21 protein-coding genes are annotated in these 22,604 nt (G+C 57.1%); 6 read left to right on the top strand and 15 right to left on the bottom strand.

The annotated features are described in order from the left end of the window. Positions 1-50 precede the first annotated feature (50 nt). From ACR3FC_RS10435 to ACR3FC_RS10420, 4 genes are read left to right on the top strand one after another with little or no spacing between them, the layout of a single operon-like run. Positions 51-1,346, top strand: coding sequence for a flagellar hook protein FlgE (locus tag ACR3FC_RS10435; protein ID WP_480474739.1), 1,296 nt, complete (start codon positions 51-53; stop codon positions 1,344-1,346). A gap of 33 nt (positions 1,347-1,379) precedes the next feature. Then, positions 1,380-2,831, top strand: a complete 1,452-nt coding sequence (flgK, locus tag ACR3FC_RS10430) for a flagellar hook-associated protein FlgK (RefSeq protein WP_480474737.1) — start codon at positions 1,380-1,382, stop codon at positions 2,829-2,831. Between the two features lie 2 nt (positions 2,832-2,833). Then, entirely contained in the window at positions 2,834-3,841 is a 1,008-nt protein-coding gene (locus ACR3FC_RS10425) for a flagellin (protein ID WP_480474734.1), read from the top strand. Continuing rightward, complete coding sequence (locus tag ACR3FC_RS10420; protein ID WP_480474732.1) at positions 3,838-4,932, top strand: flagellar basal body P-ring protein FlgI; 1,095 nt, start codon at positions 3,838-3,840, stop codon at positions 4,930-4,932. The genes ACR3FC_RS10425 and ACR3FC_RS10420 overlap by 4 nt, the downstream gene beginning before the upstream one ends. A 53-nt stretch (positions 4,933-4,985) precedes the next feature. Here ACR3FC_RS10420 and ACR3FC_RS10415 read toward each other — a convergent pair whose 3' ends face one another. The 8 genes from ACR3FC_RS10415 to ACR3FC_RS10380 are packed head-to-tail and all read right to left on the bottom strand — an operon-like array spanning position 4,986 to position 12,556. Further along, a complete protein-coding gene (locus tag ACR3FC_RS10415; protein ID WP_480474730.1) occupies positions 4,986-5,630 on the bottom strand; it encodes a DUF1523 family protein in 645 nt (214 codons plus the stop codon). A 10-nt stretch (positions 5,631-5,640) separates the two neighbouring features. Next, the gene (locus tag ACR3FC_RS10410; protein ID WP_480474728.1) at positions 5,641-5,907 is read right to left on the bottom strand and encodes a hypothetical protein; all 267 of its coding nucleotides are present in this window, start codon (positions 5,905-5,907) and stop codon (positions 5,641-5,643) included. Between the two features lies 1 nt (position 5,908). Further along, positions 5,909-7,246: a DUF6638 family protein gene (locus ACR3FC_RS10405; protein ID WP_480474726.1), complete on the bottom strand. Its 1,338-nt coding sequence runs from the start codon at positions 7,244-7,246 to the stop codon at positions 5,909-5,911. Next, positions 7,243-8,052 carry a hypothetical protein gene (locus tag ACR3FC_RS10400; protein WP_480474724.1) on the bottom strand — a complete coding sequence of 270 codons (810 nt, stop codon included), beginning with the start codon at positions 8,050-8,052 and terminating at the stop codon, positions 7,243-7,245. The genes ACR3FC_RS10405 and ACR3FC_RS10400 overlap by 4 nt, the downstream gene beginning before the upstream one ends. Then, entirely contained in the window at positions 8,049-9,980 is a 1,932-nt protein-coding gene (locus tag ACR3FC_RS10395) for an AAA family ATPase (RefSeq protein WP_480474722.1), read from the bottom strand. The genes ACR3FC_RS10400 and ACR3FC_RS10395 overlap by 4 nt, the downstream gene beginning before the upstream one ends. 55 nt (positions 9,981-10,035) lie before the next feature. Then, on the bottom strand, positions 10,036-11,157 hold the full coding sequence (locus ACR3FC_RS10390) for a hypothetical protein (protein ID WP_480474721.1): 1,122 nt from the start codon (positions 11,155-11,157) through the stop codon (positions 10,036-10,038). Then, on the bottom strand, positions 11,157-11,459 hold the full coding sequence (locus tag ACR3FC_RS10385; RefSeq protein WP_480474719.1) for a hypothetical protein: 303 nt from the start codon (positions 11,457-11,459) through the stop codon (positions 11,157-11,159). The genes ACR3FC_RS10390 and ACR3FC_RS10385 overlap by 1 nt, the downstream gene beginning before the upstream one ends. Positions 11,460-11,473: 14 nt before the next feature. Next, positions 11,474-12,556 (bottom strand): hypothetical protein, encoded by a 1,083-nt coding sequence (locus ACR3FC_RS10380; RefSeq protein ID WP_480474717.1) that lies wholly within the window; start codon positions 12,554-12,556, stop codon positions 11,474-11,476. A gap of 286 nt (positions 12,557-12,842) precedes the next feature. Between ACR3FC_RS10380 and ACR3FC_RS10375 the strand changes: the two genes are divergently transcribed. Further along, complete coding sequence (locus ACR3FC_RS10375) at positions 12,843-14,318, top strand: NAD-dependent succinate-semialdehyde dehydrogenase (protein WP_480474715.1); 1,476 nt, start codon at positions 12,843-12,845, stop codon at positions 14,316-14,318. A 170-nt stretch (positions 14,319-14,488) separates the two neighbouring features. Here the strand turns inward: ACR3FC_RS10375 and ACR3FC_RS10370 are convergent, their stop codons facing one another. The 7 genes from ACR3FC_RS10370 to ACR3FC_RS10340 form a co-directional block, all read right to left on the bottom strand. Further along, on the bottom strand, positions 14,489-15,415 hold the full coding sequence (locus tag ACR3FC_RS10370; protein WP_480474713.1) for a DMT family transporter: 927 nt from the start codon (positions 15,413-15,415) through the stop codon (positions 14,489-14,491). Between the two features lie 171 nt (positions 15,416-15,586). Next, a complete protein-coding gene (locus ACR3FC_RS10365; RefSeq protein WP_480474711.1) occupies positions 15,587-16,054 on the bottom strand; it encodes an Hsp20 family protein in 468 nt (155 codons plus the stop codon). Between the two features lie 122 nt (positions 16,055-16,176). Next, positions 16,177-16,992 carry a trypsin-like serine peptidase gene (locus ACR3FC_RS10360; protein ID WP_480474709.1) on the bottom strand — a complete coding sequence of 272 codons (816 nt, stop codon included), beginning with the start codon at positions 16,990-16,992 and terminating at the stop codon, positions 16,177-16,179. Further along, on the bottom strand, positions 16,989-17,780 hold the full coding sequence (locus ACR3FC_RS10355; RefSeq protein WP_480474708.1) for a trypsin-like serine peptidase: 792 nt from the start codon (positions 17,778-17,780) through the stop codon (positions 16,989-16,991). Before ACR3FC_RS10355 ends, ACR3FC_RS10360 begins: the two co-directional genes overlap by 4 nt. A 120-nt stretch (positions 17,781-17,900) precedes the next feature. After that, the gene (gene glcF / locus ACR3FC_RS10350) at positions 17,901-19,214 is read right to left on the bottom strand and encodes a glycolate oxidase subunit GlcF (protein WP_480474707.1); all 1,314 of its coding nucleotides are present in this window, start codon (positions 19,212-19,214) and stop codon (positions 17,901-17,903) included. A 4-nt stretch (positions 19,215-19,218) separates the two neighbouring features. Next, a complete protein-coding gene (gene glcE, locus ACR3FC_RS10345) occupies positions 19,219-20,319 on the bottom strand; it encodes a glycolate oxidase subunit GlcE (RefSeq protein WP_480474706.1) in 1,101 nt (366 codons plus the stop codon). Between the two features lie 49 nt (positions 20,320-20,368). Further along, positions 20,369-21,808: an FAD-linked oxidase C-terminal domain-containing protein gene (locus ACR3FC_RS10340; RefSeq protein WP_480474705.1), complete on the bottom strand. Its 1,440-nt coding sequence runs from the start codon at positions 21,806-21,808 to the stop codon at positions 20,369-20,371. Between the two features lie 80 nt (positions 21,809-21,888). Here ACR3FC_RS10340 and ACR3FC_RS10335 point away from each other — a divergent pair, with 80 nt between their 5' ends. After that, positions 21,889-22,599 (top strand): DUF599 domain-containing protein, encoded by a 711-nt coding sequence (locus tag ACR3FC_RS10335; protein WP_480476878.1) that lies wholly within the window; start codon positions 21,889-21,891, stop codon positions 22,597-22,599. Positions 22,600-22,604 lie beyond the last annotated feature (5 nt).

The raw sequence follows: 22,604 nt of genomic DNA, 5'->3' as shown, positions 1-22,604 counted from the left end.
CAGCGCGTTACCTGTTGCATCGAAGCTTGACGCAACAGAAGGGCGCGCCAATGACCATTTCCTCTTCGCTGAATGCCGGTGTGGCAGCGTTGAAGGCCAACGCCAACAGGCTGGCCACGATTTCCGACAATATCGCAAACTCTTCTACCTACGGATACAAACGGGTGGAAACTGACTTTCATTCGATGGTCACGTCTGGTCAGGGTGGCAGTTATTCGGCAGGGGGCGTGCGCACGACCAGCCAGCGCATGATTGACCAGCGCGGATCACTGGTGACCACCAGCAACTCTACCGATTTGGCAGTGCGCGGACGCGGCATGTTGCCGGTGCGATCCAGCTCGCAGGTCGGCTCAAATTCCAACGAGATGTTGCTGACGACCACAGGTTCCTTCCGGACCAATGACGAAGGATATCTGGTGACCGAATCCGGCCTTGTTCTATTGGGATGGCGTGCTGCGGCAGACGGGTCCATCCCGCCCGTTCCACGCGACACGCCCGCCGCGCTTGAACCAATTCAGTTGAGCGTCAATCAGTTGTCCGGTGCCCCGACGACAAAGATGAACCTGCGTATGAACCTTCCCGCAACGGCAACAGATGCGGGTGCGCCAGGTGACACACAGCCTTTGTCGGTCGAGTATTTCGACAATCTCGGAAAATCCGAAAGTATTGATATCCAACTGATCCCGACCGTTCCGGCAACCGGCAGCAGCAATGAATGGACCATGGTTCTACGCGACTCGGCATCTGGCGGCGCGGTTATCGGGGAATATACTTTGACCTTTACCGACAACCGAACAGCCGGGGGCACTCTGGCCAGCGTCACTCCTGTATCCGGCGGCGCTTACGATCCGGCAACCGGCAGTGTCATGGTCAACGTCGCTGGCGGCCCGATGGAGGTCAATATCGGGCTGATCGGCGATGCCGATGGCATTACTCAGCTATCCGATACATTCGCTCCGGTTTCAATCACGCGGGATGGCTCTGCCGTTGGTACGATGACCAGCGTTCAGGTCGATGAAAGTGGCTATGTCTATGCATTCTACGATACCGGTGTCAGCCGCCGAATGTTCCAGATCCCGCTGGCCGATGTTCCCAATCCCAACGGCCTGACGGCACTGGACAGTCAAACCTACGCGCCATCCCGCGAAAGCGGCACGTTCTTTCTGTGGAACGCGGGCGAAGGTCCAACCGGAGATATCGTTTCTTTCGCGCGCGAGGAATCCACCACGGATGTGGCAACCGAGCTGACATCACTGATCCAGACACAGCGCGCCTATTCATCCAGCGCCACGGTGATCCAGACGGTGGACGAGATGCTTCAGGAAACGACCAACTTGAAGCGCTGATCCAGGCACTGACCAAAGGAAAGGAGCGGCCTCATGAATATGTCGACAGCACTCAATAACGCATTGGGCGGGCTGACAGCGGCCAGTCGCGGGGCCGCTGTGGTGTCGGGGAATATCGCGAATGCCCTGACACCGGGCTATGCGCGCAGGTCCCTTGAACTGGCGACAAGCCCCATATCTGGCAATGGCGTGCGTACGGTTGGGGTGATCCGGCATCAGGATCCGGTTCTGACGGCCAACAGACGATCGTCAGACGCCGAGCTTGCCTTTCAATCCGCCATCTCAGATTTCCGTTCACGGTTCGAAAACCTTGTGGGAACAGCAGACGGCACGCCATCCCTTGCCAGCCGTATGTCTGCCTTGGAAAACAACTTCATCACCGCAGCCAGTCTCCCCGACTCGATCGAAAGACTTGATCAAGTGGCGCGCGCGGCGAGCGATCTTGCGGCAGAGCTGAATGCGGCTTCCGAAGGTGTGCGACAGGCACGCTCGGACGCGGACCGCAAGATAGGCGCTCAGATCGAAAGCCTGAACCTGGTTCTGAAAGACATCGAAATTTTGAACGCAAAGATTCCGGCCATTCAGAATTCCGGCGGAGATATCGGGGCCTTGCTGGATCAACGGCAAGTCCTGATCGATCAGGTCAATACCCTGATCCCGGTCAACGTTGTGCCACGCGCCAACGATCAGGTATCCCTCTATTCAGACGGCGGGTTGATACTTTTGGAGGGTAAGGCGTCCGAGTTCACCTTTTCCACGACCGGTGAAACGAAACCCCACATGACGGTTGCAAATGGTCTGCTGTCCGGATTGTCAATGAACGGCAATCCGGTGCGCACCAGCGGGGACACTGCGCAAATCCGCGGTGGCGCATTGGCAGCGCAGTTTTCGGTCCGTGATGAATTGGCGGTTGAGGCACAGTTGCAGCTTGACACCGTTGCCCGCGATCTTATCGAACGATTTGAAACGCCGGGCTTGGATCCCACGGCACTTGCGACAGATCCCGGTATGTTCACGGACAACGGAAATCGGTTCGACCCGATAACCATTGTCGGGCTGTCATCGCGCATTTCGCTGAATTCGGTTGCAGACCCCGACAACGGCGGCGACAGCTGGAAGCTCCGCGCCGGGCTGGGTGCCGCAACACCGGGCGATCCCGGACAAGCGTCGCAACTGCGTGCTTTCGGTGCCATTCTGAATGATGCGCGCACCGTACCTGGCGGGCTGTTTGGCACTGGAAACATGCGCGCCGCCGAGTTGACCGAGGCGCTTATATCGAAAGCCGGGGCGCAATCTCAAGCCGCGGAGCGGCGGAAGGCATTTGCCAGCAACAGCCAACAACAAATGTCACAGATTGAGGCCGAACAGGGCGTCGATACGGATCAGGAACTACAGCGCCTCATGCAGATCGAACAGACATACGCAGCAAACGCACGTGTCATCTCGGTTGTCGATGAGCTTATGGAAACGCTTCTGAGGTTATGAGCATGAACTTGACTGCCATCGGCGATCTGGCGCGCGGTATGACCCTTCGCACTCGCGCCACTGAAATCAAAACACAGATTGAAACCCTCTCTTACGAGATGTCCACCGGCAAAGTGCAGGACATATCTGACCGGCTTGGCGGAGATTACTCTCAGATCCTGGATTTGGACCGTTCGCTTGCCAGACTCGACGCCTTTGGCATCGCCACAGCCGAAATGGCCCTGTTCACGGATGCCATGCAGTTGAGCCTGAAGACATTTGGAGATTCGGTTGGCGAAATAACCGCGTCTCTGTTGGCCTACGGGACGGCCAATCAGCCTGTAAATCATGCACAGGCGTCAGATCATGCCAGGAATGAGCTCGACACGATGGTATCGGCATTGAACACGCGGGTTGGTGGACGCAGTCTGTTTTCGGGTACAGCCACGGATGTCTCGCCACTGCCATCGACTGACACGCTGTTGGCTGCGTTGAAGACACAACTGACGGGGGCCATGACCGTCTCCGACATACGCCTGGCTGCCGATACATGGTTCAATAGCCCTGCCGGGTTTGACGCCATGATTTATCAGGGTGCGAACACCACGCTCTCTCCTATGCAGATCTCGGAAAATGAAAGCGTTACGCTGCCACTCACGGCAACCGACCCAGCATTCAAGGCAGCCCTGAGGGATGTTGCCGTAGCAGCAATAGCCACAGACAATACTTTGGCTCTTTCTTCCGATCAGCGCACTGCATTGTTCACACAGCTGGGCGTCGATCTGGCCAACGCACAGGATGCCACAGTAAACCTGCAGGCCCAGGTCGGCAGCGCCGAGGCCCGCATCGAACAGGCCGCCACGCGAAATTCGATGGCCCGAACCAGTCTGGAATTCAGCCGGAACGTGCTGATCGCAGCAGATCCTTATGAAACAGCGGCGAAATTGCAAACGGTGCAGTTTCAGTTGGAAAGCCTCTATTCGGTAACCGTTCGCAATGCGAACCTTTCGCTGGTGAATTTCCTGAGATGAGGGCGCTGATACTTCTTCTGATCCTTCTTCCCGGTATGGCCTGGGCGGGGGCAATCCGCCTCAAGGACCTCGTCGATTTCGACGGTGTCCGAGGTAATGATCTTGTGGGTTATGGCCTGGTTGTCGGTTTGAACGGAACCGGTGACGGATTGCGCAACTCCCCTTTCACCGAAGAGATCATGTCCAACATCTTGGAGCGTTTGGGTGTCAACGTAACGGGCGAGGATTTCCGGCCTAAGAACGTGGCAGCCGTGTTGGTGACAGCCAGTCTGCCGCCTTTTGCCAGAGTCGGCGGCCAAATCGATGTAACGGTTTCGGCGATAGGCGATTCAAACAGCCTATTGGGTGGGACGCTGGTTATGACCCCACTTAACGCAGCAGACGGGCAAATCTATGCGGTTGCACAAGGCACAATCCTTGCAGGTGGCGTTTCCGCTGAAGGAGAGGCCGCGTCGGTCGTGCGCGGGGTGCCAACCTCGGGTGTGATCCCGTCCGGCGCGCGTGTTGAGCGTGAAATTGAGTTCGACTTGTCAACTCTGACCCAAATGCGCCTGGCATTGAGAGAACCCGATTTCACCACGGCCGCGCGTATCGAATTCGCCATAAATACCGAGTTCAACAGAGCTGTGGCAATCATGCGCGATTCAGGCACGGTTGAGCTCAACATTGCTGCAACTCAGGCAGTATCAACGGCCCATGCCATCGGGCGTATCGAGAATATTCTGGTCGAGCCGGAAGCAAAAGCGCGTGTGGTGGTCGATCAGCGGTCCGGCACTATCGTTATGGGGCAGGAAGTCCGGATATCGCGTGTGGCTGTCTCTCAGGGTAATCTGACCCTGACAGTTCAGGAAGCGCCGATTGCCGTGCAACCCAACCCGTTTGCCAAGGGCGAAACAGTAATCGTGCCGCGCACTATTGCGGGGATCGAAGAGGAAGAAGGAACTGGCCTTGCCGAAATCCCCGAAGCTACGACCCTGTCCGAGGTTGTCGCAGGCCTGAACGCGCTGGGGGTGTCGCCCCAGGATATGATCGACATCTTGAAAACCATCAAGGCGGCGGGTGCCTTGCACGCAGAATTTGTCGTCAGGTAGCCGGCATCTCTGGCCCAACGGGCGTGCTGAGAACATGCCCGCGACGTTAAGGCCTATTTCGACTTCCAGCTGTCCAGCCAGCGCTGAAATCTGTTTCGGCGTTCTTCAATCGCGTCGCCGGCAGCATAAAAGCCGTCTTCCACATTCTCAATCATCGGATCAATTCGGGCCTTCCGGAACCTGCGCCAGCGCACCCAAACCGCCCAGACCAGCGCGGCAAAAATTGTCAGGAAAATGATGTTGAACCAGGGAATGACCTGCGCATCCGGCCCTTCCACATGTTTGATGAAAATGGCGTTGGGAAAGATCGACATGAACTCGTTGCGCCACCCGTAATGGGTCACGACCACCCATTTCGGGTTTTCCTTGGTCGATTTCGCATCATTGGCTTCGGTGTAAAGGTTCGCCGTGTCGAACTTGAAGTAGGGTGGCCACCCCCACCCGGTGTCTTCGTTTCGGTACACGATCGGCTTGCCATTTTCGCGCACGGCCTGAATGAATTGCACATCCCGGTTGGACAGGCTGGTGGACTGGTCTTCGGGTTCAGACCAGAAAATCCGTGTCCAGTCGTTCAGATCCTGCCGCTCTTCGTAGGTGTTTACGATACGCACAACGTCGTGTTGCGGAAGCGAGTATTGCAGGACCGCAGCGATCATTCCCCAGAAAATGATGATGAACGCCCATTTTACGTAGGCCATGCCTAAACCCTCACATGTAATTCACGATGTAGATCAGCGCGCCAATCGCCACCCATGGCACAATATAGACACCCAGGATCAGTTTGCGCCGGAACGAATTGTCATACACATGCAATCCGCGTTCGACAAAAGCGTCCTTGTTGCCCGACTTGCCCTTCTCGTCCCACCAGCTTTCCAGTTTACGACGGCGTATCCCGCGCGAGTAGAAAGACAGCGCGACATAGGCGATCGTTTGGATCACCAACAAGATCAGCAAAAGGCGCAATAACCCGAACATCTCAGCCTTTCCTTACCGAACCCCACGGACCGACCCGCGCGATTATGTCATCGCTGACCCGGTCTTCTCCGCTCATATCCGGCTCATGGCCGAACAGCGCGGCACGGGCCCCTTGCTTGTCCACCTGATACTCGCGCGCGAGGAAGTCGGCAACATAGGCTTTCTTGCTCTCGGGCCATCTGGAATAGGTGCTATAGAACAGCTCTTTGTGGCAAATGAACATCTGGCGCGGGTCCAGCGGGGCCAGTTCGGCCAGCAGCATGTTCACCAGATCACGGTTCGGCGTGTCAGCGGCGCGCAAAGTGTAAAAATAAGCCGGATGATCGGACGTGATACGCGGCCACGGCCCCCCGTCGGTTGCCCAGCGCAAAAGTTGCGCAAGGCCGTGATAGGCTTCGGGCAAGCGATCCGAGTGATTGCGCGCCAACCGCCGCATATCGCTTCGGTCCAGCCCGGTCAGGTCGACATCCGCATCCGCCGCCGCGTCGACAGTCAGGAAATCCATCTTCTGCTGCAGGATTGCGGCGGCATCCACGCCGCGCGCCTTGACGATGGGTTCGACCAGATCATTGTAATCCAGAAACTTTGCAACCTGGTTCCGCTGCGACGGGTCAAAAACGTATTTGATCGGCAAATCGTCAGGCTTGTCACCCATACAGATCGCCGCCGGGTGATCCAGGTCCGGGAACAGGTACAGCCCGCCGAAATGCGCCGTCCAGAAGTTGCGTTGCTCAAAATCCGTGTGGCGCAGATGGACGGGGTTGCGCGTAACGTCGCCGGTCTCCTTGGCGGTCTCGATCATCCTGGCGATCAGCACATCGTCGAACCAGGCGTCCTCGGCGGTTTTGAACTGTTCGACCATGCCCGCCAGCTGCTGCGCCTTGCGCAAGGTGCCGCCTGCGGTGTCGGCCTCAATCTCGATTTTGCGCAGGTTAAACAAATCACGGGGACTGCTGAGCTTGAAGACCGAGTTCACCAGCTCTCCGGCCACCGCATCAGTGGCGGTCAGGGCAAACAACTGCGCCTCATTCATCTCGATGAATTCGCGCAGGATATCGCGCGAGGTCGAGAACTTGACGTTCAGCAAAGGCGCGCGTTTCTGCTCGGTCGTCAGCAGGATGAACTGTCGGTTGACACCATTCGGGTTGAGGTAAAGCGGATCGTCCAGCTCAATCCCCACCTCTGGCGAATAGCCCGAGATATCGACATGGAAATCCGTTAGCGCCGTTGTCTTGCCCGCCAGATGCTGCAGCGCGCGATTATACCGCTCAACCAGAGCCGGGCTGGAGATGTGGACGAGGTTGCCGAACATCAGGCCTTTTTCGATAAGGCGGATCATTGGCTTCTTTCCAGTTTCGTACCCAAACTATTTGAAAAACTCTCTATGAGGCTAAATTCACTCGCAAGTTGCTTAGCCAAGCTGGTTTGGTTAAGGGCTGTTCGGTATTCCTTAAGTAGTTGATACATTTCGTCTAGCTGGGGACATACGATTGGAATTCTGTTGGATTGGCTGTCAACAAGGTTCTCAAGTGCATCATCGATTACAGCCAAAATCTTGTGAACACTCGCCGCTTTCATTCCTTGGCCCGACGAGAATTGGACGCTTGCGTGGTCATGCAGGATAAGGTCAGTCGCGCCGTTGCTTCCGAATTCTATCCTTTGATTTTGCGCAAGCGCGTCTAACGCTACGCTCTTAAGAACGCCAAGCAACTCATCTGCTTGCTTCGCCCAGTATTCTTCGTGCAGAATCTTCTGCTCTTTCAGCAACTCCTCACTTTGTGCCCGCAGAATCTGAACTTGTGCGTCCTGAGCCTCAGCCATTTTCTTGAATTCTTCTCGAGACAGTTCCAATTCCATTCGCTGCGCCGAAAGCTCAGCACTTTGAAGCCAGACTGTCACAATGATCCACACAAACGCCATCGCTCCAGCGAATCCAGCCAATGTATCGCCTACTTCGTTTGGCTTGGCTGAGAGGAAGTAATGCCACTTTGAAACTCCACATTCATTCAGCCCTGCGTCACTTTCGATGCATGTTGGCAAGCCGGAAGTCCAAACTCCTAACCCCACGATTGCGAATGTAGCCAACAAACCCCAAACAATAGGATTACTGAAGCTCCAGGCGCTAGTGGTTCGCTTCTCGGTCACTTCTTCCCCTCCAGATACCGCCGCTTGGCCTCTTCCATCCGACCCATCTCACGCACCGCGTTTTCGATGGCTACCTCGTCGCTCTTGTCGGCATAGCGGAATTCGCTGTCGGCGTAGCGGTTGATCTCCTGCATCACCATTTCCACCGTGATCGGCTGGCGCAGGTCCTCGATCATCGCTTTCTTGGTGTCGTAGTCGCGGAACAGGAACAGGTCGGGGTTCTCCATCCATTCGTCGGGCAGTTCGAAATCCATCGCGCGGACCTTGACCGCGTCGGTGATGTTCTTGATCGCGCGGCCCGTGAACCGCTCATCCGCCTGCTGGATCGCCTTGAGGTAGGTGCCCAGTTTGGCGATTGTGTCCATCTGGCCGATATCGCCGGACACCCGGTCATAGACCTGCAACAAAGCATCCTCATGCGGGCGGGAATGGCTTTCGAAACTGGCGGCGACGGCCTTTTTGATTTCCTGCGCGGCATAGGCCTCGTGTTCGCCCAGCGGAATGTCGTGGCTGCGGCCCATCAACAGGTGCAAGATGTCGATGTAGTCCTCACGCGTTTGCGGCCCGTCCACCAGAAACCGCGCTCCCGCCCGCTGGCGCAGGGCGTCGTCCACATTCTCGGGGTAGTTCGAGAACATGCCAAAGGTGCAGTTGCCGCGCACGACGGTGTTGGCACCGGCAAAGCTCTCCATCAGAACGGCGGTGATTTCCAGCTGCCCGGCCGAGGACTGCCGGTCGCCGCGCTTGCCCGCCAACTGGTCGATATCGTCGATGGTGCCGAAGCCGATGACCGAGGGGTCGATGATCGTGTTGATAAAGGCTTTGGCGTTTTGGCCGGATTTGCCCTGATAGCTGTCGATATTGTCGGTGCTCAGGTTCTGATAGCGGAACGGGTATCCTGCGTTATGGCAATACTCGTTGATCAGCCCGGCCATCATCTGGATCAGCGTGGTCTTACCGGTGCCCGGTTTGCCGTCACCCATGAAGGTAAAGATGAACCCGCCAAGTTCGGCAAACGGGTTCAGGCGGCGGTCGAAATCATAGGCCATCACCATCTTGGCCAGCTTCATCGCCTGATATTTGGCGATATGGTTGCCGACCACTTCGTTCGGCTTCTTGAACGTCATGGTGAGCGTGGTGGATTTGGCCTTTGAAGCGGGCTCGAACCCCCGGATCGTCAGATCGTCGGCTTCTATATGCCAGGCTGCGTTCTGGAACGGGGCCAGGTAACCTGCGGACCCTGCGCGCAGGGCTGACTTCTCCATCAGTTGCTCGGCATAGGCACTGGTGGCGGCGATCAGATGGGCATCGTCCGAGGCGTATTTGGCCAGCGTCTGGTCCAGTTCCCACAACGCGCCGTGCAGGGCAAGTTGGCCGTTGTCGGTCAGGACCTCTTCGATCTCACCAATATCAACCGTGGTCTCACCCAGATGCGAGGATAACAGATAGGCCAGCGCATTGCCGAACGTGTGCAACGTGATCAGCGCTTCGGCTGTCAGAACCTCCGAAAACTCGGTCTTCCGCGCGGCAGGCAGATCCCCGGCAAGGTTCGCGCGTTTCAGATCGGCAAGCGGGGTCTGTTCCGCATAAGTATCGGCCACGGCCAAAGCGATTGCGATGGCGCGGCGGATCGCCTGTTGTACAGTTGCCTGCGGCGGCGAAACCAAGGCGTCACCATCGTCCGAGGCTTCGATCCTCTCAACCAGATGCACCCCGTCTGCGCGCACGGTCCGGCGTGTCACCAACCCCGGTGTCGTCGAGCGAAACCGCCGACCAGTCGAAACACCTGGTGAGCGTTCAACGGTGGTTTCCACGGCTTTGGCGATCCGCGGCGCATGTTCGAACCCATTCAGCAAAGCGGTCGCTGCCGGATAATGCTTGCGAATATCGTCTTCGCGCAATTCCATCTGATCTGACGTCAAACTCATCTAAAAAACCGCCCTTGCTTCATCTTTTCAAAAATACTCTCGCCGAAGGCGAAAATTAGTACCTCAAAACCTGCCCCGCATTGCTGACGACGAACTTGCGCACATCTGCAAATCCCGGCGGGTTGCGTTCGGCCAGCACCTGAAACGGGCGCTGTGGCAGGATGATTGACCGTTGGGTGCGGGTGGCTCCCGTCTCGGCCCCCTGCCCGCCGAAAGGATCCAGCGCAAAAACCTCGCGCTCGACAGTTGAAAACCAGCCAGCGCGTTCCTCGATGACCTCTTCGCTGTGCAACTCTTCGGTAGTCCAGGCCAGCGCCCAATCCTGACCTTGCGGAGATTGCGCATCCTCCAGCACCTGCCGCAAGGGGCCGGATTGTTCGGTAAAGGCCGAAGAATACATCGGACCCACATGAATGCGGCGCAGGTGTTTGGGGTGCAGGTCGTTGAAATCCTGATCAAAGCCCTTGGCGATCGTCACCAGTTTCAGCCCGCCCAAGGATTGCGCCATCAGATGCGCCTGCACTTCGGGCCAGCGGCGTTGATCCTTGGGCAGGGCGGTTTTGCCTGTGTCCTCCAGCTGCATCAGATAGATGACGGGCAGGTTGATCTGGCTGTCATAGACCGCCCAGTGGATCATGAACTTGCGCCGTTCGCCTACATTCCCGATCCAGTGGCACTCAGGATCGTTGCGGGCCCAGAACAGCTGACCCTTCAGCAACTCTTCGTAGTAGAGCCGTTGAGACAGCGCAAATTGCAGTTTGGTGGGGATTTCCCGGTCACCGATGATCGTGCGGACCATGTCGGTTTTCAGGTCATCTTCCGAGGGCATATTCGCCAGATGCACCTGCGCCTGCTGCGCGTCATTGGCCATGGTCAGCAACTCGGCCGCCACCGGAAACCCGCTGTCGCGCTTGTCCATTGCAAGGCTGCCAAAGAACCGCCCCGTATCGCGCCCGACCAGCAGGTATTTCATGCTGAGCGCGCGAAAGGTGTAGAGCAACCCCGAAAGGTAACGCGACACAATCCGCACCTCTTGCTTCGAGATCGCGCCCTCGGCCTCCATCGTTGCCGCCACGCGCAGGAGGTGGACGGTGATCACCTCGAATTTGCGGAAATAGCGGCGCGAGGCGAAGGTGTCGGTCAGGCCGACATGGTCTTGGGTGGCGTCATTCACCATTAGTCTCCACCGTCTCCATCACCATCGGCATCCCCTGAATGAAACCCATCTGCCTCGTTGTGAAAGGCGATTTCAGCAGAAACCGGATCCTCTTTCCGATAGAGACGATAAACCACGTGCCCTACAGCAATGAACACAGCAAAGCCCAATATTGGAAACCAAATAGACTCTGTGATCCAGTAGAGTACGACACCAATGCCGATTGCGAACCATCGCATGATCATCGCGGTCTCAACCCAATCGGGTAGCTCGATATCCTTGCGCGTTGGTCGGTAGGAGGTGCCTTTGCCGCTGTCTTTCATTGCGACTGCGCCCTTCAAGAGCCCCCATACAAATTCTTATCATGCTTCTCGACAATCGAGGCAAATCGGCGCGCGAACCGCTCATCCGCCTTGGCCTTTTTCTCCAGCACGTCGCGGGCAAAGACCATGTGGTCCTCATGCGCCTCAAGCATGTCGGCCATTTTCTGGTTGGTCGCGGTACCAATAGCAGCCATTGCCGTCTGAGCCTCCTGGTCGGTTTGCACACCGATCTCGTTGATGCGATGGGCCACATCCTGCTGCTGCGCGGTTTTCAGCGATTTTGTCAGGGCGTCATACAGCACCACGCGCTGCTGCGTGTCTGTTTGCAGCTTGTTGATCAGCACCATCTGTGTCGCCGCCTGGTTCTGGAGTGAATCGACCCAAGTTTTACCCTTTTCGATATAACGCTCCAGTGTCTGAGACTTGGCCAACTTGACCTGCTCTTCCTGAACCTTGGCGTTGTTTTGCTTGTTCAGCTCGGCCAGCTGCGTTTCCAGCCGGGTCCGCGCGGCGGCGTCCTGTTCGACACTGATCTTGTTCTCCAGCGTGATAATCGCCGGGTCCATGCCCTGAATCTCGGCCCGCAGCGCTTCCAGTTCGGCCACGGTTGCCTCGCGATCGTCCAGCGTGTCTGTCAGGTTGTCTTCGACCTTTACACGTTGCTCTTCCAGCACGGTCAGCTGCCCTTGCAGCAGCTTCACGATCACATCGGATTTGGCGATCAGGTCCTGCAATTTGTCGTCGATATTGGCCGTGCGCATCCGCTCTTGCCGCAGCGACTCGGATTTACCCTTGGAAAAGATGCCAACAAACGATTCCCACCCGGTTTTCGAGCGCATCTCGTCGAAATCCTTGGAAAACGCGTTGGTAACATCGTCCAGACCCATGATCAGCTCGGCGATGTTGGCGTTCATCACCTCAGTGTGGGCGTGAACATCCTCGAGCGTGGCATTTTCGATGTCGATATCGGCCTCGGCCGTTCCAATCTTGGCCCGCGCCGCTTCGATGCGCGAGGTCAGCCCCTCAATCTGCGACTGGCTTTCGCGCACTTTCGTTTGCGTTTCTTTGATGAGCGCTTCGAATTGCTGGTTCGACATCTCTGCTGTCCTTTTTTTCTTTAATTACCCAATAAGATAGGAAATGTTACGGTCATTTACATCCCCTTGAGTCCAAAAATCACGCAAACTCTGGCAAACTTGGGGTGGAAAGAAAAGCCGCGTGATCGCAACCTGACGTAGAACTCAACGCTGCGACTATGCTGCAACGATTAGGTCCGAAAATAATTTGATCAAAACTGGGCTGATCGACCTGTATCAGTGGCCATAGACAAAGCCTTCAACACCTGATTGGGTGCGCCAACTCAATTTCTGCGCGGAGAATGACATGCTGGACGCAACGACTGATCTAAAATCAATTCTGAAGAACCCAGGCCTGCTTGTAACCAAAGCCTATATCGGCGGTCAGTGGGTGGATGGTGACAACGGAACGTTCGACGTGACCAACCCGGCCCGGGGCGATGTGGTGGCCAAAGTGGCCGATGTCAGCCGCGCGCAGGTTGCCGGAGCAATCGCACAGGCCGAAGCCGCGCAAAAGGAATGGGCCAAGCTGACCGGCAAGGAACGTGCCGTGATCCTGCGGCGCTGGTTCGACCTGATGATGGAGAACGCCGAAGATCTGGGCAAGATCCTGACCGCAGAACAGGGTAAACCGCTGGCTGAGGCCATCGGCGAAATCGGCTATGGCGCGTCCTTCATCGAGTTTTTCGGTGAAGAAGCCAAGCGAGTGTATGGCGAGACCATCCCGGGACATCAGCGCGACAAGCGGATCATGGTGCTGAAACAGCCCATTGGTGTGGCGGCTTCGATCACACCCTGGAACTTTCCAAACGCCATGATCACGCGCAAGGCAGGGCCGGCGCTGGCGGCGGGGTGTGCCTTTGTTGCCCGCCCGGCGGCAGAAACACCACTGTCCGCGCTGGTTCTGGCGCTTCTTGCGGAACAAGCCGGCGTGCCAGCTGGTGTCTTCAACGTGGTGCCTTCATCCCAGGCCAGCGAGATCGGCAAGGAGTTCTGCGAAAACCCCGGTGTGCGCAAGTTGACCTTTACCGGCTCGACCGAGGTGGGGCGTATCCTGCTGCGGCAAGCTGCTGATCAGGTCATGAAATGCTCGATGGAACTGGGCGGCAATGCACCCTTTATCGTGTTTGATGACGCCGATCTGGATGCAGCCGTCGAAGGCGCGATGCTGTGCAAATTCCGCAATAACGGCCAGACCTGTGTCTGCGCCAACCGCATCTATGTACAGGCCGGTGTTTACGACGCGTTCGCTGCCAAACTGAAAGCGGCAGTTGAAGCCCTGAAAATCGGCGACGGTCTGACTGAGGGCACCACAACCGGCCCGCTGATCAATGCCGATGCGGTCGCCAAGGTGGAAGAGCATATCAGGGATGTCACGGACAAGGGCGGCACCGTTCTGACCGGCGGATTGCCTCACGGTCTGGGCGGTACGTTCTTTCAGCCGACCATTGTGACCGGCGTGACTCAGGACATGATGGTGGCGCAGGATGAAACCTTTGGCCCGCTGGCACCGCTGTTCAAGTTCGAGAATGAAGATGACGTGATCGCCATGGCGAATGACACGATCTTTGGACTGGCCTCGTATTTCTATGCAAAGGACCTGAGCCGCGTCTACAAAGTGGCCGAGGCGCTGGAATATGGCATTGTCGGCGTGAACACCGGCATCATCTCGACTGAGCTGGGCCCGTTCGGCGGTGTCAAGCAATCCGGTCTGGGCCGAGAAGGCAGCCATCACGGCATGGAAGACTATCTTGAGATGAAATACGTCTGCATGTCGGTCTGATCTGGCGGGCCATCGCCTTGGGGCGGTGGCCATTCTGCCCGCAGGCGAGGCGTTGTTCGGGTCAAACGAACCGGTGGCGGCTGGGAAATAAGCTTATTTCACCAAGCATGAATTCCCCACGCGCAAGCATCGCAGGAACTTTTCGTATGGGGCTCGATCCGATCCCAAACTTACGTCTTTTCGTTTTTCGCTATCACGGTCGTTACGGTGCGCGTCACCCGACTTCTGGTTATCGCAATCGCACCCAAGACCAAAGCACAGGCTATGGCTTGCGCAGTTGTGATCGCTTCTCCAAACGCAAAGAACCCGACTGCAAACATCGTGGGCAATTCAATGCTTCCGACAACCGCAGTTTGAGAAGCGCCGATCAGCGGCGAACAGATCGTGTAGACAAGCTGTGGCACAAGTGCCGTGACCAATCCAATTCCAATGATCAGAACCCAATCGGACTGACCTTCAGTAAGCAGCGTGGAAACGTCTGCATTCAGCATCAAAGGCAAAAGCCCAAGTACCGATCCCAGAGACACCGAGGCGATACGTGCAAGTGGCGCAATTCGGGACAACCTGTGGACCAGAACAGAAATCCCGAAGCCAAAACCAAATGGCGCCGCCAGCGAGATTAAAAGCGTAGGAATGTGCTCGACCGGAACGGATGCTGGCGAGCCTGCTATGATGGCAGCCAGAATTATGAGACCAGAAGCAAGAATCGCACGCCTTGTGGGAGTATCGGCGAACAAAGCCCACGCAATGATCAACGTGAAAACCGGATATGTCATATAGAGCACGCCCACAGTCGATGCGGGCAATGTCTTTAGGGCTGTGACATATCCGATCCAGCCAAGCCCCATCACCACTCCGACCGCAAGACCCCAACAAATCTCGCGCCAGGCTGTTCGATGTACGACGAGAACTGGCAATAACAAAACCGCCGGAACGATGTAGCGGTAGAATGCGACCGCGAAAGGTGCGACGCCCTGCTCGGTCAGCCCCCTGCTGAAATAGGGAACAAGCCCGAAACAAATTGAAGCGAAAAGAACGCCAACAACCGCAAGCGGTTGAGGAATAGCCGGTCTAGTCTGCGTGGATGTCGTCGACATCTGCAAGTTCTAGCACAGGTTCGCGATTAGTGTAGCGGAGTTTACCGGGCCCACGCTTTGATATGCAAAGGCGTTTTCATCAAAAAAACAACGCCCCGCGTCTGGAGGAACGCGGGGCGCGGGTGTTGCGGCAGTCCGGGAGGAGGAGACTGCCGCTAGGCTTTCAAAGCCTCAGTTCACGGCCTTGGCGTCAACCACATCTTTTTCGATGGCTTTAGCCGAGGTAATTTCGATCCGGCGCGGTTTCAGTGCCTCGGGCACTTCGCGCTTCAGGTCGATGTTCAGCATTCCGTTCTCATGGCTTGCACCGGTGACACGGACGTGATCGGCCAGCGCAAAGCGACGCTCGAACGCGCGGGTTGCGATGCCGCGATGCAGATAGCTGCGGCTCTTGTCCTCAGATGCCTTCTTACCGGCAACAACCAGCGCGTTTTCTTTCACTTCAACGGACAAGTCGCTTTCTGAAAAACCGGCGACGGCCACCGAGATACGGTAAGTGTCGACATCAGTTTTTTCGATGTTGTAGGGTGGATAGCTTGGCTGTGCCACATCATTGGTCAGAACGCGATCCATCATGTCGGCGATCTGGTCAAAGCCAATGGTGGCGCGGTGCAGCGGTGCAAAATCAAATGTACGCATGTGTCATATCCTCATTTTTGAGCGATTCACGATCTGGCCCTCCGGCTGGACGGGCCAATGTTGATGACGGACCCCGTTGTGGCGATCCGATATCAGTGACATGGGAAGCGATTTGACCGAGTTCAACCCCCGCCGGAGCTGATGAATTTCGCGCCAGACCCTGACGCACCGGACCCAGCCTGTAACCGGCGGATCGTAGCTGTTGGTTTTGGCGCATCGCGCCGCATGATGGACTTGAGCTCGGCCACTATTCCGTCAAGCTCCATGCCGAACCCCACCTTTCTGCGACCGTTGGTGCCTACCGCTGAAACCACGGACAAAACCTGCCAGCGCGAACCGTTTTTTACCAGAATGGCGGATCCGGAAGACCCGAAGGTGACGTCGCAATCAAATGTGATCAGGCCCTGCCTGCGATCCAATACGCGGCACGACCTTTCGCGCGTGATCGCCTCGGATCGTCCGCGCCCATACGAGGCTATGCTGATCTCGTTTCCCGAAACTCGCCCGCTGTGCAACACGAAAGGATCGGCAATCGAATACGGGATGGGCTCATTCAGCCGCATCAGGGCGACATCCATCCGAACACCTTCGTGCGAAAGCGGGTTATTTGAAGCGTAGCCGGGCAGAACCGCAATCTGCGTGACCTGACGTTCGGCCAACGCGTTGCCGTTGCTCAGACCCGCACGAAACGTGATGTCTTTGGGCGCGTATGTTTCCCCGGTACGGCGGTCCACAGCACAATGGGCAGCGGTCAGCACCATGTCCTGCGCGATCAGCGTACCTGTGCAATAGGACTCTTCGCGCACATCCAGCCGCCCGATTGCTTCCCAACCATAAAGGTCATCCCGGTCTGTCAGCTTGCGTTTGTTGGCTTGCGCATGGGATGCGGTCGCCAGAACACTCAGGCCCAAAAGCAAAATTAATAAGACCTTGGTCATGGCCTGACAAACCTTGCACCGACGTTCTTGCCGGTACTTGAACCGGAGGTCGACAATCCAAATCCATGCCCGGCAGACAGCTCGTCGCGCAGCAGTTGCAGCGAATGTTCAACCGCAGTGCCGATCGCAACGCTCTGGCCATCCATGCTGGCCTTTGCCGCCACAACCGACACGATTTGAGGGCGCGCGCCTGTAAAGGAAAAAACCGGTGCCCCTGAAGATCCGAAATCGACGTCGCAGGACATGATCATAACGCCTGCCTGCCGGTTCATGACCGAACAAACCTGTTGCAACGAAGGTGCTTCCGACCGGTCATGCGCATATGACACCACACCCACCTCCGCACCCCGGCGGGGCTGATCTCCTGATTCAAACGGAATGACCGATGTGTTGCGGATCGGCTGCCAAAGCTCGATCAGGGCGACATCCGCGCCGACACGGTCCGTCGACGACTCGGCACTGAATTGATAATCCGGGTGAATTACAGCTTGTCTTGCCGTTCGATAAGCCAGAGCGCGGCCCAGCCGCCACCCAGCCAGAAATTCGATATCGGACGGGTTCACCCGCTGCCCGGACACCTTGTCGAACAGGCAGTGCGCAGCTGTCAGCACAAGGGTCGGCGACACAAGCGTTCCGGTGCAAAACCCTTTTCCGGCAATATCCAGACGCCCGACAGCCATCCATTCGCGCCCGGAATCCGAGGTCTCCAGGCTTTCCAGCCTGGTGTCCTGTGCTGTAGCCGCCATCGGCAAAGCACAAAGCACAATCGCCTTAATCCATTTGCGCACTCGGATCTCCGGGGACTCACTCTGAAGCTTTTGTCCTACGTGTCACGTTGGGCAAAAATAGGGCGATCGGACCCCAGGTGAATTTCCTGAGGAAATGATGCGGGGCGGCATCAGAGTGGCTTATCGCAAAATAGGAACAGAATCTCCTGCCCGTTGCAAGGCGGGTGGCTTTGGCCCCCCTGTCGCCCAATCCAGCAGCTCGACCGTATGAACGACTGGAACTTGGGTGCCGGACCCGATCTGTATCATGCAGCCGATATTGCCTGCGGCGATGATGTCGGGTTTCTTGACCTCCAGTGTCTTTATTTTACGCTGCTTCAACTGACCCGAGATTTCCGGCTGCATGAGGTTGTAAGTCCCTGCACTACCGCAGCACAAATGGCTGTCGGCGGGCTCGACCACTTTGAACCCGGCACGTTTCAGCAGGTCTTTGGGATAGGTCTTGATCTTCTGCCCATGTTGCAGTGAACAGGCTGCGTGATACGCAACAGTAAGGTCCTGATCACGCCCTTCGGGCAAATTCAGTTGCATAACCAGCTCACTGATATCCATCGCAATACCCGAGACCCGCGCAGCATCATCCGAGAGCGTGTCGTTCCGGAACATATGCCCGTAATCCTTGACCGTCGTCCCACAGCCCGAGGTATTGATCACGATGGCGTCCAATCCGTCGCCGTCCATCTCGCGAATCCAGGCCCTGATATTGGCGATTGCGGCTGCATGGCTGTCTTTCACCTTGCCCATGTGATGGGTCAGTGCTCCACAACATCCAGCACCCTCAGCCACCACAACCTCACATCCAAGCCGGGTCAGCAGACGGATCGTGGCGTCATTAATGTCGGTATTCAGCGCTTTCTGCGCGCATCCCGTCATCAGGGCCACCCGCTTTTTCCGCTCGCCTTCGGGCGCAAAGTTTTGTGGATCATCGTTGCGGCTGACCGGTGGAATGTTCATTGGCGCCATGTCCAGCATGGCACGCAACCGGGCATCTGGCATCAAGAACCGGAACGGGCGACCCAGTTTAGCCCCGATCAAGGCCCAGCGAAAGCGCATCGGATAGGGCAGGATCCGCGCCAGAACCCAACGCAAAATGCGATCCGTCAAAGGGCGCTTGTAATTCGCCTCGATATATTCACGCGCGTGATCGACCAGATGCATGTAGTGCACACCTGATGGGCAAGTGGTCATGCAAGCCAGGCAGGACAGGCACCGGTCGATATGTTTGACCGTCTTTTCATCGGGCTGCCGCTCGTTTTCGAGCATATCCTTGATCAGATAGATGCGCCCGCGCGGGCTGTCCAACTCGTCGCCAAGAACCTGATAGGTCGGACATGTTGCCGTGCAGAATCCACAATGGACGCAATTTCGCAGAATTTCGTTCGCGCGTTTAGTTGCCGGGTCTTGCAACTGCCGTTCTGTGAATGATGTCTGCATAAACCTATCCCATCAGCCCCGGATTAAACAAACCACGTGGGTCAAACTTCGCGCGCAATCCCTTTGTCAGGGTCGAGACGGCCGCGTTCTCCGGTTGAAAGCGCCCCAGTCGCGCGACCGTTTTTGCATCCGCTCGCACAAGTGTCGCGTGGCCGGAAAACACTCCAAGCCGCACGCGCAGATCCGTACCTTTCGGGACGCGCAGCCAGACAAGCCCGCCGCCCCAGTCAAAAAGCAACTGATCCGCTTCAGCACGCGCTGAAACTTCGGCCGCATCTCCGGGTTTAACTGAAAGCCGCCAGACATCCCCGTCCTGCCCCTGAAACGGATGAGCATCGCGGATACCAGCCCAAAGCGTGTCTGCATCCGCTTCCTCTGAAATCTCACCAAACCGGGACAGTTCAGCCGTCAACCTGCCTGTACGATATGCGACCGCATCCGTGAAGCCTTCGACCCTAAGCAGGGCTTTCCCGGCGTCGGGATCATACGCAGCCCCGGTTATCTCGAACGGCGATCTCAGTGCAGCGGACAACACCCGAACCGCAGTTCCAGCATCCCGAACCGCAACAGATAATGTTGCCGCCCGTTCCGGTTTGGGCAGCACCTTCAGCGAGACCTCGGTCAAAACCCCTAAAGTACCCCAGGACCCGCCCATCAATTTGACCAGATCGTACCCGGTGACGTTCTTCATCACGCGGCCACCGTTCTTGATCACCTGCCCGCGCCCATCGACATAGCGCACCCCCAGCAGAAAATCCCGGCAGGCCCCGGCCTGAATCCGTCGCGGGCCCGAAATATTGGCCGCGACGACACCGCCAATGGTCGGTTCACCCTGTGTTCCCAGCAAACCGCGATGGTCCATCGGCTCAAATGCGAGGTGCTGGCCCTCTGCTTCCAGCGCCGCCGTGATCTCGGCCAAAGGCGTCCCTGCCCGTGCAACAAGGGTCAGCGCCCCGGGTTCATATAGCGTGATACCGCGCAAAGCTCCGGTTTCGATTTCTGCATGCGGACCGAAAATTCCACGCGTCCCGCCTCCGACAATGCGTACAGGGTTTTCCAACCCGGCCACCAGCTTTGCCAGATCGGCCTCAGTCTCAGGTCTCATTGGCTTCATCTTTTCCAAAATACTCCGGGGGCAAGGGGGCAGCGCCCCCTTATTCTGCAGCCATACGCCGCGGCTCCGACACGTCGAGCGGAAACACTTTGGCCGCGTTCAGCAGCCATTTAGGATCGAAAACGTCCTTAACCGCCATCTGCGCCTCAAGGTCGGCAGGTGAATATTGATGAGACATCAGATCCCGCTTTTCGATCCCCACACCATGTTCCCCAGTCAGACAGCCACCCTCGTCAACACACAGCTTCAGAATCTCTGCCCCAAAAGCTTCGCATTTTTCCAGATCGCCGGGTTTGTTGGCATCGAACAAGATCAGCGGATGCATATTTCCGTCGCCCGCGTGGAACACATTTCCGACCGGCAACCCAAACTCCTCACTCAGCTCTCCGATGCGACGCAGAACGGTTGGTAGGGCTGACACCGGGATCGTGCCATCCAGACACATATAATCGTTCAATTGTCCCATGGCACCGAATGCAGATTTCCGACCCAACCAGATCTTAGCGCTTTCCTCAGCCGACTGGCTTTCGCGCAATTCAACCGGGTCATGGCGTTTTGCTATCTCGATGATTTTCGAAAGCTGAAAATCTATTTCAGCGTCAGACCCCTCCACTTCGACGATCAGCAGCGCGTTGCAATCGGGATACCCGGCATGGGCAAAGTTTTCGCAGGCCCTGATGCACAATGTATCCATGAACTCGATCGCGACCGGCAATATGCCCGATTGGATGATGTCCGAGACACACTGCCCCGCAACCTCATTGTCATTAAAACCTATCAGGACCGGTCGTGCGCCCTCGGGCTTGCGAAGAATACGCAGCGTGGCCTCGGTCACCACACCCAGTTGACCTTCGGACCCACAGATGACGCCCAACAGATCCAGACCTGGTGCATCCAGATGCGCACCACCGATTTCGACAACGCTACCGTCCATCATGACCATGGTCACGCCCAACAGGTTGTTTGTTGTCACCCCATATTTGAGGCAATGCGCACCGCCCGAGTTCATCGCGATATTGCCAGCAATGGCACAGGCCAGCTGCGAAGACGGATCAGGGGCGTAGAAGAAATCCTCCTCTTCGACCGCGCCGGTAACGCTCAGATTGGTGCGACCCGTCTGTACTCTGATGAAGCGGTTGTCGTAGTCGATTTCCAACACCTCATTCATCCGTGCGACGCCCAGAATGACGCAATCCGACGTGGGCAAGGCTCCACCGGCCAATGAAGTGCCCGCGCCGCGCGGCACCACAGGCACGTTTTCGTCATGACAAATGCGCAGAACGTCCGAAACCTGCTGTGTGCTTGACGGCAGCACGGCCAGCATCGGCGGGCATTTATAGGCTGTCAAAGCGTCACACTCGTAAGCGCGGGTTTCGGCGGGGTCATGGATGATCGCATCTTCGGGCAGAACCCGCGACAGCCGCGCAACAAGCGCAGATTTCCGGCTCAGAACATCCGGGCTTGGCTTTGGCATCTCCATGGCATCACTCCTTTTGGTAAAATAATATTACCAATTTCTTACTATGGCAAGTTCCCATGCCCGGCCTTACTGTCGCGGCCATGACCTGGATCGAACGCGCCGCTCTTTTTGCCCCTTTGGACTATGCATCACTGCTTCTGCTGCTGGGTGCGTGGCTGTGGATCGGGTGGAAAATCGAACATCCGTCGCCGCAGAGACAATCCGTAGCCCTCATGATGGACGATTACCGGCGCGACTGGATGCGCGAGATGGTGACCCGCCAACCGCGCATGTTCGACGCGCAAGTCGTGGCGGCCATGCGGCAGGGCAGTACATTTTTCGCGTCGACCACGATGATTGCCATCGGGGGCGGGCTGGCCCTGCTGGGCAACACTGAAAGACTGGCAGGCGTCGCAATCGACCTTGCCATCGGCAGTGTTCCGGCAATGGTCTGGGAGATCAAGATCCTTTTCGTCGTATTGCTGCTGGCCAACGCATTTCTGAAATATGTGTGGGCGCACCGCCTTTTCGGGTATTGCGCCGTGTTGATGGCTGCAGTTCCCAATGACCCCGAAGACCCGCAAACCTATCCCCGCGCCGGTCAGGCGGCCGAGATCTGTGTCACCGCAGCGCGCAGCTTCAACCGAGGCCTGCGCGCCACCTATTTTGCATTGGCATCGCTGGCGTGGTTTCTTGGACCTGTCGCGCTCATTTTGGGCACAGCGGTCACGTTTGGCGTCTTGTATCGGCGCGAGTTCGCCTCACATTCCCGGGAAATACTGATGGCCCGAGCCGCCAGCACGGATACGTGATACCG

This window comes from Ruegeria sp. AF3 (assembly GCF_056536285.1).
Note: the sequence above shows the minus strand (reverse complement) of the source record. Positions and strands in the feature narration are given on the sequence as shown.